General features: G+C 39.9%; 13 protein-coding genes and 1 other RNA gene. 13 read left to right on the top strand and 1 reads right to left on the bottom strand.

From position 1 onward, the window contains the following. Positions 1 to 34: 34 nt before the first annotated feature. The 11 genes from pyrH to lpxA all read left to right on the top strand — a co-directional run bounded on the left by pyrH (position 35) and on the right by lpxA (position 10,952). The gene (gene pyrH, locus PTT44_RS05095) at positions 35 to 763 is read left to right on the top strand and encodes a UMP kinase (RefSeq protein WP_004696558.1); all 729 of its coding nucleotides are present in this window, start codon (positions 35 to 37) and stop codon (positions 761 to 763) included. Between the two features lie 79 nt (positions 764 to 842). Further along, positions 843 to 1,397, top strand: a complete 555-nt coding sequence (gene frr, locus PTT44_RS05090; RefSeq protein ID WP_010326990.1) for a ribosome recycling factor — start codon at positions 843 to 845, stop codon at positions 1,395 to 1,397. 8 nt (positions 1,398 to 1,405) lie between these two features. Beyond that, positions 1,406 to 2,158, top strand: coding sequence for a polyprenyl diphosphate synthase (gene uppS, locus PTT44_RS05085; protein ID WP_058869827.1), 753 nt, complete (start codon positions 1,406 to 1,408; stop codon positions 2,156 to 2,158). A 3-nt stretch (positions 2,159 to 2,161) separates the two neighbouring features. Continuing rightward, on the top strand, positions 2,162 to 2,986 hold the full coding sequence (locus PTT44_RS05080) for a phosphatidate cytidylyltransferase (protein WP_004981939.1): 825 nt from the start codon (positions 2,162 to 2,164) through the stop codon (positions 2,984 to 2,986). Further along, positions 2,987 to 4,183 (top strand): 1-deoxy-D-xylulose-5-phosphate reductoisomerase, encoded by a 1,197-nt coding sequence (gene ispC, locus PTT44_RS05075; protein ID WP_010326988.1) that lies wholly within the window; start codon positions 2,987 to 2,989, stop codon positions 4,181 to 4,183. Between the two features lie 2 nt (positions 4,184 to 4,185). After that, complete coding sequence (rseP, locus tag PTT44_RS05070) at positions 4,186 to 5,541, top strand: RIP metalloprotease RseP (RefSeq protein WP_168158832.1); 1,356 nt, start codon at positions 4,186 to 4,188, stop codon at positions 5,539 to 5,541. A gap of 44 nt (positions 5,542 to 5,585) precedes the next feature. Continuing rightward, the gene (bamA, locus tag PTT44_RS05065) at positions 5,586 to 8,075 is read left to right on the top strand and encodes an outer membrane protein assembly factor BamA (protein ID WP_029575049.1); all 2,490 of its coding nucleotides are present in this window, start codon (positions 5,586 to 5,588) and stop codon (positions 8,073 to 8,075) included. A 33-nt stretch (positions 8,076 to 8,108) separates the two neighbouring features. Continuing rightward, positions 8,109 to 8,603 (top strand): OmpH family outer membrane protein, encoded by a 495-nt coding sequence (locus PTT44_RS05060; RefSeq protein ID WP_010326985.1) that lies wholly within the window; start codon positions 8,109 to 8,111, stop codon positions 8,601 to 8,603. Between the two features lie 3 nt (positions 8,604 to 8,606). Continuing rightward, complete coding sequence (gene lpxD, locus PTT44_RS05055; RefSeq protein WP_168158831.1) at positions 8,607 to 9,674, top strand: UDP-3-O-(3-hydroxymyristoyl)glucosamine N-acyltransferase; 1,068 nt, start codon at positions 8,607 to 8,609, stop codon at positions 9,672 to 9,674. Positions 9,675 to 9,681: 7 nt separating this feature from the next. Beyond that, on the top strand, positions 9,682 to 10,167 hold the full coding sequence (gene fabZ, locus PTT44_RS05050; protein WP_010326983.1) for a 3-hydroxyacyl-ACP dehydratase FabZ: 486 nt from the start codon (positions 9,682 to 9,684) through the stop codon (positions 10,165 to 10,167). Then, positions 10,164 to 10,952 (top strand): acyl-ACP--UDP-N-acetylglucosamine O-acyltransferase, encoded by a 789-nt coding sequence (lpxA, locus tag PTT44_RS05045; RefSeq protein WP_168158830.1) that lies wholly within the window; start codon positions 10,164 to 10,166, stop codon positions 10,950 to 10,952. The genes fabZ and lpxA overlap by 4 nt, the downstream gene beginning before the upstream one ends. A 59-nt stretch (positions 10,953 to 11,011) precedes the next feature. Here lpxA and PTT44_RS05040 read toward each other — a convergent pair whose 3' ends face one another. Further along, positions 11,012 to 11,857, bottom strand: coding sequence for a YbgF trimerization domain-containing protein (locus PTT44_RS05040; RefSeq protein ID WP_058869820.1), 846 nt, complete (start codon positions 11,855 to 11,857; stop codon positions 11,012 to 11,014). 274 nt (positions 11,858 to 12,131) lie between these two features. Here PTT44_RS05040 and ffs point away from each other — a divergent pair. Together ffs and PTT44_RS05030 are read left to right on the top strand one after the other, a co-directional pair. Then, positions 12,132 to 12,228, top strand: an RNA gene (gene ffs / locus PTT44_RS05035) — signal recognition particle sRNA small type. A gap of 33 nt (positions 12,229 to 12,261) precedes the next feature. Next, positions 12,262 to 13,476, top strand: a complete 1,215-nt coding sequence (locus tag PTT44_RS05030) for a hypothetical protein (RefSeq protein WP_252726128.1) — start codon at positions 12,262 to 12,264, stop codon at positions 13,474 to 13,476. The last annotated feature ends 23 nt before the right edge of the window (positions 13,477 to 13,499 follow it).

Below are 13,499 nucleotides of genomic sequence, written 5' to 3'. Positions count from 1 at the left end.
AAAATTTTAAAATTTAGATATTGGAGTTATTGCGATGTTGGATTCTAAAAAACCACGTTTTGAACGCATCTTACTGAAACTTTCTGGCGAAGCATTGGCTGGAAATAAAGATATGGGTATTGATGCTCAAGTCCTTGATCAAATGTCTTTGGCAATTGCGCACTTAGTGGGTTTGGGTGTGCAAGTCGGGATTGTTGTGGGTGGTGGTAACTTATATCGCGGTAGTCAATTACAAAAAGATGGTTTGGTTGGTCGTGTAACCGGTGACCAAATGGGTATGCTTGCAACCGTGATGAATGGTTTGGCATTACGTGATGCTTTGGTACGCCGTAATATCAAAACTCGTTTGATGTCAGCATTGCCAATTGGTGCTGTAGTTGAATCATACTCAAGCCGTGATGCCATTCGTCATCTAACACAAGGTGAAGTTTGTGTGTTTGTCGCAGGTACAGGTAATCCGTTCTTTACCACAGATACAGCAGCATGCTTACGTGGTATCGAGATTGAAGCCAACCTGATCCTAAAAGCAACGAAAGTTGATGGTGTCTACAACAAAGACCCAAGCAAATACGATGATGCCGTTAAATATGACACCTTAACTTTTGACCAAGTGTTAGATGAGAAATTGGGTGTGATGGATTTAACAGCGATTTGCTTGTGTCGTGACCACAATGTGCCGCTTCAAGTCTTTGACATGAATAAAGCAGGTTCATTGCTTTCAGTGGTTATGGGTGAAAAAGAGGGTACTCACGTAACGAACTAATGTACGTGACCTCGAAAGCTCTTTATACTACACGCTATTTTAGAATTTATATCTTTTCGAATTAAGTAAGGAAGATCACATGATTAACGATCTTAAAAAAGACGCAGAAGACCGTATGAACAAGTCACTTGACTCGTTAGAACATGGTTTTGCCAAGGTTCGTACTGGACGTGCGCATCCATCTATCTTAAACGGGGTAATGGTTCCTTACTATGGCTCAGATGTGCCATTAAACCAAGTGGCAAACGTGGGTGTTGAAGACTCGCGTACATTGTTGGTTCAGCCATTTGAGCGTACGATGGTTGCGGCAATTGATAAAGCGATTCGTGAGTCAGATTTGGGCTTAAACCCAATTACGGCTGATGCGATTCGAGTTCCAATGGCTGCATTGACGGAAGAAACACGTCGTGACATGCAAAAAGTTGCGCGTAACGAAGCTGAAAATGCAAAAGTTGCAGTACGTAATATTCGCCGTGATGTACTGGGCGACATCAAAGCATTGTTGAAAGAAAAAGAAATTTCTGAAGATGATGAACGTCGTGCATCTGATGATATTCAAAAAATCACAGATAAGTTTGTTGCTGAAATCGACAAACGTCTTGCGAATAAAGAAGCTGAGTTGTTGAAGGTCTAATTTGTATAATGACCGATTCAGAAGATAAGCTTACTCTTCCAAAACATGTTGCCATCATCATGGATGGCAACAATCGTTTTGCCAAAAAAAATGCAATGCAAAAGGGCGATGGTCACCGTGAAGGAAAAAATGTCCTTGACCCGATTGTCGAGCATTGCCGAAAAAAAAATATTCAAGCATTAACCGTTTTTGCTTTTTCGAGTGAAAATTGGAAGCGCCCTCAAGCTGAAGTTGATTTGCTCATGAAATTGTTGGAAGACACGATTCATGAACAGTTGCCTCGTATGCATCAATATCAAATGTCCTTACGTTTTATTGGTGATCGTTCTAAATTATCTCCGCAATTGCGTGACTTAATGTTGCATGCCGAACAAGACACTGCTAATTTCGACAAGATGACTTTGACCATCGCAATTAGTTACGGTGGGATGTGGGATATGGCGCATGCGGCTAAGCAGATTGCACTTGCTGTTCAATCTCAAGCGTTAGATCCTGAGCAAATTGATGAACATGTTTTTGGCCAATACGTTAGTTTGAGTGATTTACCCGCTGTGGATCTATTGATTCGTACAGGCGGGGATTTTCGTTTATCGAACTTTATGTTGTGGCAAGCAGCTTATGCAGAGCTTTACTTCACTCCAACTCTTTGGCCAGAGTTCAGTGTAGAAGAGTTTGATGACGCCTTGGCTGTATTTGGTGGGCGTGAACGTCGTTTCGGGAAAACGACGGAACAAATTCTACAAGATAAAATTGAGAACTAATAAATGTTAGAGCGGATTATAACCGCATTGGTTTTGGTGGCCGTTGTACTGAGTTGTATGTTTGCAACCCAGTCACACTATCCAATGTTTGTGCTGATGATTATTGCGGCAGGGGTTGCAGGCTATGAGTGGTTTAAACTCATGCCCCGTACAACAAAAAATGTTAATAAACCTCTAGCGTGGGGTTTTGGTTTACTCAGTGCTGGCCTTGCTACACTTGCTTTATACTTTAACGATATTGCACTTCTACTTTGGGCTGCCTCTATTCTATGCTGGTTGCTCAGTCTGTATTGGGTTAAATCCTATCCAAATTATGATGCTTGGTATAATTCAACCCTTAAAGTGGTTGGGATTGTTCTGATATCTTCGGCTGTGACTGCTATTTTTGCACTCTGGAAGATGTCTCCATGGTGGCTGATGTACCTGTTTTTATTGGTATGGGGTGCTGACAGCGGGGCATACTTTGTTGGGCGTAAACTGGGTAAGCGTAAACTTGCACCTGAAGTGAGTCCAAATAAATCGTTGGAAGGTCTCTATGGTGGTGTGATTACGGCCATGATCATTGTGGTCGCTGTTGAAATCCTCTATTTAGACCTAACGTACGCACAGCATTTATTATTTCTTATTTTATCTGTAGTGACTGTATTTAGCTCGGTGCTCGGTGATTTGTTTGAGTCTATGATTAAACGTCGTGCTGGAATTAAAGACTCAGGTCGTATTTTGCCAGGGCATGGTGGGGTATTGGATCGTATTGACTCGCTACTGGCTGCGGCACCTATCTTTGCTGCGGGTGTATATGTGTTAAAACTTATTGGCGTAGATTTGTAAATGTCTCAATCTGTTTGTATTTTGGGTGTTACTGGTTCGATTGGGCAGAGCACCTTAAAAATATTGCAACAACATGCTGAACACTACACTGTGTTTGCTGTTACGGCACATAGTCGGATGCAAGAACTTGTCGATATTTGTCAGCAGTTTCAACCTGAAATTGCAGTTGTACCTCAAGCCAAAGTAGATGAACTGCGCCAGCTTCTAGTCGCAGCCAATTTACAAAACATTGAAATTTTGGCGGATGAGGCAGGCCTCATCGCAGTTGCTGAACATCCAGAAGTGGATGTGGTAATGGCGGCGATTGTTGGTGCGGCAGGTTTAATGCCGACGCTAGCAGCGGTAAAAGCAGGAAAGCGTGTCCTTTTGGCAAATAAAGAAGCGCTGGTGATGTCGGGTGACATCATGATGCAGGCTGCTCATGATCATCAGGCTCTTTTACTTCCTGTAGATTCTGAACATAATGCAATCTTTCAATGCTTGCCCCAGACCTATTTACAAGCTGAGCGTCACGGACAGCCGAAACTCGGAGTCTCTGGTATTCTTCTGACCGCATCCGGTGGGCCATTTCTTAAGCATAGTTTAGATGAATTACATAATGTAACGCCTGCGCAGGCGTGCAAACACCCGAATTGGTCCATGGGGCAGAAAATTTCGGTTGATTCGGCGACCCTCATGAACAAAGGGTTAGAGCTAATTGAAGCTTGTCATCTTTTTTCAATCGAAGAACATTTTGTTACAGTAGTTGTGCATCCGCAGAGTATTATTCATTCCATGGTGCAATATGTGGATGGTTCAACATTGGCGCAAATGGGAAATCCTGATATGTGTACGCCGATTGCACATGCGTTGGCATGGCCTGAGCGTATTCAAACCCATGTTCCAGCTTTAGATTTATTTAAAAATCATCAGTTGGATTTTCAAGCGCCAGATACGCATCGATTCCCTGCATTAAGCTTGGCACGTCAAGCGATGAAAACTGGGGGCACAGCCCCAGCGATTTTAAATGCAGCCAATGAAATTGCGGTTGCTGCATTTTTAAATCAACAGGTGGGGTTTATGGGTATTCCTGCTATTGTTGAACACACTTTGAATACCATCCCACATCAAGCAGCAACACAACTTGATGTTATTTTAGAAGCCGATCAAAACGCACGTCATGTTGCTCAGCAATATGTGGTGAATATAGGAATTTAAGCATGAGCGCCTTGTTTATGATTGTTGCGGCAATTTTGCTTTTAGGCCCACTTATTGCAATACATGAGTTTGGGCACTATTTTGTTGCGCGTAAATTGGGCGTAAAAGTTTTAGTTTATTCCATTGGTTTTGGGCCAACGGTTTTAAAGTGGACTTCTAAAAAGTCAGGTATTCAATATCAGCTTTCGGCATTGCCCTTGGGTGGTTATGTCAAAATGCTGGATGAGCGTGAAGGTGATGTTGCTGAAGAGGATGCGCCCAAAGCATTTAATCGTCAGTCACCTTGGAAGCGTATCGCAATTGTTGCAGCTGGCCCATTGATTAACTTGGCATTCGCCATTTTTCTGTTTTGGATTTTGTTTTTACCTGCACAAGAGCAGTTGAATACACGTGTGGGTAAAGTGCTACCTAATACACCTGCAGCACAAGTTCAAATGCAAGTGGGCGATAAAATTACCGCTGTTGATGGCTTAACGACACCCACTTGGGAAAAGTTGAATTTTGCCTTGGTTGATCGTGTAGGTGAAACGGGATCAATCCAAATTCAGGCCGAACGTGCGGGACAAGTTAAGACATTTAGTTTGCCTATTCAAAACTTCTTGAAAGATCAAACACAGTCTCCGCTTGATGTTCTGGGTTTTACGCCTTATCGACCTAAAATTCCTGCGGTCGTGACTAAGTTGAGCGAAGATGGTGCAGCCATTCGTCAGGGTATGCAACAAGGTGACAAAATTGTCGCGATTGATGGCATTAAGATGAATGATTGGTTTGATGTGGTTCAAGTGGTTCAAGCTTCACCTGAGAAATTGTTAAAAATTGATGTGCTTCGTCAAAATAAATTAGTACAACTTGAGGTGATGCCGCAAGGTAAGCGCGACAATATGGGCAAGGTTTCTGGTGTCTTAGGTGTACAAAGTGACCCTGGGAAAATCAGTATTCCTACAGAATATAAACAAACGATACAATATAATCCTGCTGAAGCCTTCATGATGGCGGTGGATAAAACCGGTCAACTGTCGAGTATGATTTTGAACTCGATTGTGAAAATGGTGCGCGGTTTGATTGGTCTAGACAACCTATCAGGACCGATCACGATTGCCAAAGTCGCAGGACAAAGTGCGGAAATGGGTTGGCAAACTTTTATCTCATTTATGGCACTGATGAGTGTAAGTTTAGGGATATTAAATTTATTGCCTATTCCTATGCTTGATGGTGGACATTTGGTCTATTATTTTATAGAACTAATACGTGGTAAACCTGTTTCTGAACAAATACAATTGGTTGGTTTAAAAATTGGTATGGTATTGCTCGGAAGTATGATGCTTTTGGCACTATTCAATGATTTTATGCGTTTGTAAAAAGCGTAGATACGGAATTAAATTTTACATCGGAAAAAACTGGCATGCAGCACACACATTTATTTATGCCTTTGGCGCTCATCAGTGCTATGGCAACAGTACAACAAGTATATGCAGCAGAAGATTATATAGTACGTGATATTAAGGTTGATGGACTTGTTCGTTTAACGCCAGCAAATGTCTATGGAATGATTCCGTTGAATAGTGGGGATCGTGTGAGCGATGCAGCACTTGCCAATGCCATTCGTAGTTTATATGCAACAGGTTTGTTTGATGACATTAAAACAGAAAAGCAGGGTGATACGCTGGTTTTCAAAGTTGTCGAACGTCCACTAATTTCTAAAGTTGAATTTAAAGGTAATAAACTCATTCCTAAAGAGGCCTTGGAAGAAGGCTTGAAGAAGATGGGGATTACCGAAGGTGAAGTGCTGAAAAAATCAGCGCTACAGACGGTTGAGTCTGAGCTTGAACAACAGTACATGCAGCAAGGTCGTTATGATGCTGATGTAAAAGTTGTGACAACAGCGAAGCCGAACAACCGTGTAGATCTTACTATTGAGTTTGTTGAAGGTAAGGCTGCAAAAGTTGTAGATATCAATATTATTGGTAATACCGTATTTAAAGAAAGCGAAATTGAACAAGCGTTTGCGGTAAAAGAAAGTGGTTGGACTTCCATTATTTCACGTAATGACCGTTATGCACGTGAAAAGATGGCTGCAAGCTTAGAGTCTTTACGTGCACTTTATTTAAACAAAGGCTATATCAACTTTAATATCAATCACTCAAGCTTAAATTTAAGTGAAGATAAAAAGAATATTTTTGTTGAAGTTTCAGTGGATGAAGGCGAACAGTTTAAATTTGGCGAAACCAAATTTTTGGGCGATGCTTTATACACGCCAGCAGAACTGAAAGCTTTGCAAATTTATAAAGATGGCGATATCTATTCACAAGAAAAAGTGAATGCTGTTAAACAGTTGCTTCTGCGTAAATACGGTAATGCGGGTTATTACTATGCAGAAGTGAACGTCGTGCCTCAGATCGATAAAGAAACTCATCTGGTGGATTTAAATTATTATGTGAATCCAGGTCAGCAAGTAACTGTGCGTCGTATTAACTTTACCGGCAACACGAAAACTGCGGATGAAGTATTACGTCGTGAAATGCGCCAAATGGAAGGTGCACTTGCAAGTAATGAGAAAATTGATTTATCTAAAGTTCGTTTAGAGCGTACAGGCTTCTTTAAGACTGTAGATATCAAGCCTGCACGTGTTCCGAACACAGCTGATCAGGTTGATTTAAACATTAATGTTGAAGAGCAGCACTCAGGTACCAGTACTTTAGCAGTTGGTTTCTCGCAAAGCGGCGGTATAACCTTCCAAGCGGGTCTAAGTCAAACTAATTTCATGGGTACAGGTAACTCTGTTGCTATTGATTTATCACGCTCAGAAACACAAGATTACTACAACCTAAGTGTGACCGATCCGTACTTTACGATTGATGGTGTACGTCGTGGTTATAACATGTACTACCGTAAAACCAAGTTGGATGAAGACTATAACGTCAACAATTATGTGACGGATAGTTTTGGTGGTGGTATCAATTTCGGTTATCCAATTGATGAAAACCAAAGCATCAGTGCAGGTTTAAACATTGACCAAACTGAAGTGACTACAGGTCCGTATGTATCGACCTATGTACGTGATTATTTATTGGCAAATGGTGGAAAGGCAACGGGTAGTAAAGGGTCATATTGTCCAGATGCGAATTGGGATGAGACAACTAGTGAGTGTTCTGCAACAGAATCATTTGATAACGAGTTTAAGGGTGATTTCTTAACGTATAACTTAAACTTGGGTTGGTCATATAACACTTTAAACCGTCCAGTGTTTCCTACATCAGGTATGTCACATCGTGTAAATGGTGAAATTGCCTTACCAGGCAGTGATGTTGAATATCAAAAACTGACTTATGATGCTCAAGCTTATTTCCCATTAGGCAAAGACTTCGTACTTCGCGGTTATGGTAAGTTAGGCTATGGTAATGACTTACCATTCTATAAAAACTTCTATGCAGGTGGTTTTGGTTCAGTCCGTGGTTATGACAACAGCACATTAGGTCCAAAGTATCCAGGTGTAACGTACAGTGAATCTGATGATGTTGATTATGACCCTGAAGAAGTCGGTGGTAATGCGTTGATTCAATTTGGTACAGAATTGGCTTTGCCTTTACCATTTAAAGGGGATTGGACACGTCAAGTCCGTCCAGTGCTGTTTGCTGAAGGTGCACAAGTTTTTGATACTCAATGTAATGTATCGAGTTCAACCATTTATGTGAATGGTGCTGATGTAGACTCTAAGCAATATTGTAAAGACAACTTCGGTTTCGATGTTGATAACATGCGTTATAGCGTGGGTGTAGGCTTTACTTGGATTACCATGATTGGTCCATTGTCTCTCAGCTATGCATACCCATTGAATGATAAAGATGGCGATGAAACAAAGAACATTCAATTTGAAATCGGTCGTACCTTCTAAGGTCGACCGTTTCTCTACATGAAAGATATAAATATGAAAAAATTTCTTACAGCTTTAACACTTACAGCATTAACTTCTACAGTGGTGAATGCTGCTGGCTATGGTGTAGTGGATCTTGAGCGTGTTGTTGAAAATAGTAGCTATTTAAAACAGCAAAATTCGAGTTTTCAACAGAAAATTCAACCGCAAAGTACGAAGCTTGATCAACTTAGTAAAGAGCTTCAAGACTTACAACAGCGTTTACAAACAGGTGATAAGCTGAGCGCTGCGGATAAGCAAAAAATGGTGACTCAGTATCAAACCAAAATGAATGAGTTCAATACTTTGCAGCAAACCATGCAAAGCAGTGTGCAAAGCTCTATTCAGCAAGTACGTAGTGTATTTGATGGTCGCGTGAAGCAAGTTGCTGAACAATTGCGTAAAGAAAATCAATTAGATGTTGTTTTGAATAAAAACTCAGCACTTGCCTATGACGCTAAGTATGATTTAACTGATAAAATGATTCAAAAGGTTAACGCAATTAAGTAATCAATGAATCCTCAACAGTATCGCTTAGAAGATCTTGCTCGTTTAGTCCAAGGTGAGTGTGTAGGTCAAGCTGATTTAATCCTTAAGGGATTAGCAAGTCTAGATTCAGCAGAATCTAGACATCTTGCATTTGTAAATGGTGAAAAGTACTTAGAACAAGCGCAGCAGTCTAAAGCTGGAGCATTCATTGTTACAGCTGATCTGAAAGATCACTTGGTTGAACATCAAAACTTTATTGTTGTTGCCAATCCTTATTTAGCCTTTGCCATTTTAACCCATGCTTTTGAGGTTAAACACACTGAACAGGGCATCGAAAGCACTGCGCAGATACATCCTTCTGCAATCATCTCAGATACTGCTTATATTGGACATTATGTGGTCATTGGTGCAAATTGCGTTGTTGGCGATGACACGATTATTCATTCACATGTCAGCATACATGATGGGGTTGAAATTGGTCGCTGCGGTTTAATTGAATCGCATGTAAATCTGATGTCATGCAAAATTGGCGATCGTGTTCGTATTCATGCCAATACTGTGATTGGTAGTGAGGGTTTTGGTTTTGCCCCTTATCAAGGGAAATGGCATCGAATTGCTCAATTGGGTTCGGTCATCATTGGAAATGATGTACGGATTGGTTCAAATTGTAGTGTTGATCGCGGTGCATTGGATGACACAATTTTGGAAGATGGTGTCATTATTGATAACCTTGTGCAAATCGCCCATAACGCTAAAATTGGTGCTAATTCGGCTTTTGCTGCCAATACTGCAATAGCCGGTAGTACAACCATTGGCAAAAATTGCATCGTAGGTGGTGGGTCTGCAATTGCAGGGCACTTAAATATTGTTGATAATGTTACGTTAACTGGAATGTCAATGGTCACAAATAATATTTCTGTGGCTGGAACGTATTCTTCAGGAATTGGGCTGTTTGAAAATCAAAAGTGGAAACGCACCGTTGTTCGTTTAAGACAATTAGCAGATGTGCCATTGACCCAATTGGTAAAAAAACTTGATCATATGCAGGCTCAAATTGAGTCCCTTGAATCAACAATTAAATTGCGTAAATAGAAATATGATGACTGAGTCGAATTCTACTAGTTTCACGAAACCTGAATTGCCAATGACGATTCAAACTATTCGTGAGTACTTACCACACCGCTATCCTTTTTTATTGGTCGATCGTGTTGTTGATGTGACTGAAAATGGAATTGTGGCGTATAAAAATGTGTCTATTAATGAAGAATTTCTTCAAGGCCATTTCCCTAATTATCCAATTATGCCTGGTGTTTTGATTGTCGAAGCATTAGCGCAAGTTTCAGGTATTCTTGGTTTCATCATGAACAATGAGAAACCAAGTGAAGGTTCTTTGTTCTTGTTCGCAGGGGCAGAGAAAGTTCGCTTTAAAAAGCAAGTCGTTGCAGGTGACCAATTGGTGTTAAAATCAGAATTGGTTATGCAGAAACGTGGTATTTACAAATATAATTGTATTGCCACCGTTGACGGTGTAGTAGCAGCATCTGCGGAAATTATGGTTTCGCATCAGAAAATAGAGCAATCATGAGCAATAACGAATTTATTCACCCAACAGCAATCATCGATGCATCTGCCGTGATTGCAGCAGATGCAAAGATTGGACCGTATTGTATTGTTGGTCCAAATGTCACTATTGGTGCAGGTACGCAGTTACATTCGCACGTAGTGGTCGGTGGTTATACACGTATTGGAGAACACAATGAAATTTTCCAATTCGCAAGCGTGGGTGAGGTCTGCCAAGATCTAAAATATGCAGGTGAAGAAACCTGGTTAGAAATTGGTGACCATAATAAAATTCGTGAACATTGTAGTTTACACCGTGGCACGGTTCAGGATCACGGTATAACCAAGATTGGTAGCCATAATTTATTGATGGTAAATACGCATATTGCGCACGACTGTGTGGTCGGTGATCATAATATTTTTGCAAACAACGTCGGCGTGGCTGGCCATGTTCACGTAGGTGACTATGTGATTGTCGGCGGTAACTCGGGTATACACCAATTCTGTAAGATTGATTCTTATAGCATGATTGGTGGTGCATCATTGATTGTGAAAGATGTACCTGCTTATGTGATGGTTTCTGGTAATCCTGCACATGCTTTTGCGATGAATGTTGAAGGTATGCGTCGTAAAGGTTGGTCTAAAAATGTGATTCAAGGTTTACGTACAGCATTTAAACTGATCTATAAAGAAGGTTTGACGACAGAGCAGGCTTTAGAACGTATCCGTGCAGAAATTTTGCCTGAAGTCGCTGAGGTACAATTGCTCATTGACTCCTTAGAACAGTCAGAGCGTGGCATTGTGCGTTAAGTTTAATCCAAAGATAAAAAAAGACACTTCGCGTGTCTTTTTTTATATCTGTAGGAAAATTATTTTTTAAAGAAAGAGGCTTCTTCAGACTTGGGATATTGCTTAAGAAGTTTGGCTTTGTATTGGTTGGCCTGAGTCGAGTTTTTATCCACTTCTTTGGCAATATTATAGAGTTGATAGACGGCTCGAGGTGCGCGCGAAGAGTTTGGGTATTGGTTTGCCACAATCCCGTAGTTCTTTTTCGCTTCTGCATAGTTGGTAGGTTCAATCGCTAAATTAAATTCCGCTAACCAGAAATATGCATTGCTGATGTAAACACTGTTGGGATTGTTTTTAATAAAATTTTGCATGGGTGCAATCGCTTTCTTCGCACCACCTTGCTTATAGGCATCCAATGCGACAGTATACGCGGCTTTTTCTAGCTCAGATGGCTCTGATGTGTTTTGCGTACTGACCACTACAGGTGCTTTGTTTACTGCGGCTGCGGTTGTGTTACTGCTGGGGTTGGTGATTGTGGTGTTACTGGGAGGAGTATCCTGTTGGTTATCCTCCGTTGTGGTACTCGCTTCAGGGTCTACTTTTTGCTGAAGTAACTCTAAGCGTTGATCTAGGTCAGCGTAACGATTTTCCAACTCATGTTTGAGTTGAGCGATCTCGTTGTCTTGCTCTTCAAGTTTACCGCGTAAGCTACGCAAATCACTTTCTAATTGTTGGTTCTTTTGCATGATTTGCCAATTAATATTGGTTGCTGTTGCACTCGCACCTGTGTCTACTGCGACGCTGGTTGGATTGACACTATTGTTCGTTGCTTGGCTTAAGCCGCGAGATTCAATTGGAATATTGGCGAAAACAGGCGTTGTGCAAAGTAGGGTGAGGGCACATAGGCTATGCTTCTTTAGCATCATAAAATATCCGTGTTATAAGGCTTTGATGGGGGACACATCAAACAAAATTCATTTCCCTCATTAAAAACGGCAACGTTATGAATTGCAATAACCTTTTACATTGTTGTCGTATATTTAGGTAAATGAATGTAGCCTAGTCGTTACCAAAAATTGAGCGATTTTTCTTGATTTTGTTTTATAAATAGTCAATTGAATGAAATACTTATTGAAAAGTCGTTTATAGGCTTGCAACTTAGGGAAAAATCTTTATACTCTGTTCTTGCAATGGTAGCCCTGCCGGTTACTTCGCAATTGTACTCTACGAACCCCGCCAGGACCGGAAGGTAGCAACGGTAGTAGAAATATGATGTGCCGAAGGCTTGCTGGTAGGGTTGCCACCAGTTTTATAAATAAAAAGAATAAATATGAAAGACTACTATGGCATTGATGCAGGTCTAGTTGTAAGTATTGAATCCTCTGAGAAAGTGAAAAGTATTCTGCTTTTTCTTCTATTTTTTGCAATTACCATTATTTTTATCTATTTCTCAATTCTATATTTTATTTCAAATGGATTCTCAAATTATATTGTCGTAGGTATTTTTCTATCTTGCTTGTGTGTTTTATTCTGTATTTTTTATTTGTTGTTGGAAAGTATAAATACCGAAATTGTTTTTAATGAAGACCATCTTCTCTATCGTAAAGTTTTTTCAGTCAAAAAAGTACTCTATAGTGAAATAAAAGGCTACCAAATCTTACATTTTAAAAAAAGAAGTCGTCTATTGTTGGTCGATCAGCATCATCAAGTTGTCAATATTAGTTCAGATTTTGAGTCATATAAAAGAATTTGTAATATGTTTATGGCGCATTTTGAAGATATTGAGGCCGTCAATAAACGAGAGCAAGAACAAAATTTTATACAAGAACATACAAAAAATATTTCCAGTGAACAGCAACAAAAATATTTAAAATATGCATTAAGAATTAGAAAAATTTTAGATTCATTGACGGTTATTATTTTCTTTTTAGCTACTATATTTGATTGGTCAGATTTTTTATTTCATGGTATGGCATTGGTTTATCTATATCTTAGTTATCCAAAGCATCGTAATTTTTATATTGTTTATATGCAAAAGGCTAAAATCTCTACCGAGATGCTGGCTTTTCTAATTATGCTTGCATGCAATATTTTATTTTTACGGGATATTATCCAGCACCACGATTTAGCTTTTTTATTTTATTCATTGATATGTATGAGCTTTCTGCTATCAGCTCTATATGTTGTATTTAAAAAGAAGTTTGCTCAAAAAATGAAGCGGCAAATGATCATGGTGATCGCACTTGCTCTACCTATTGTCGGTATTTATTCTGTGAGTTTGGTGGGTATTGTGAATAGCATAAATGATAACAGTATTTTAAGTTCTCAAGATGTGCAGGTCGTAAATAAGGAAAAAAGTGAGAGCAGCAGTAGAAGAAATAGATATGCAAATTATTATTTGGATGTTCGAATGTCTGATGGTGAGGTGCGGCGTCTCAAAGTAAGATCTAGTGAATACTATAATACAAGTGTTGATAGTGGTTATAAGATGACACTACATAAAGGTAACTTAGGCATCACTTGGTCAGCTTATGAGCTGCAGTAAATTAGATTTTTAGCATTTAAGGT

The organism is Acinetobacter sp. Gutcm_16 (assembly GCF_028649355.1).
In the GTDB taxonomy this organism is placed as follows: Bacteria; Pseudomonadota; Gammaproteobacteria; order Pseudomonadales; family Moraxellaceae; genus Acinetobacter; species Acinetobacter johnsonii.
Note: the sequence above shows the minus strand (reverse complement) of the source record. Positions and strands in the feature narration are given on the sequence as shown.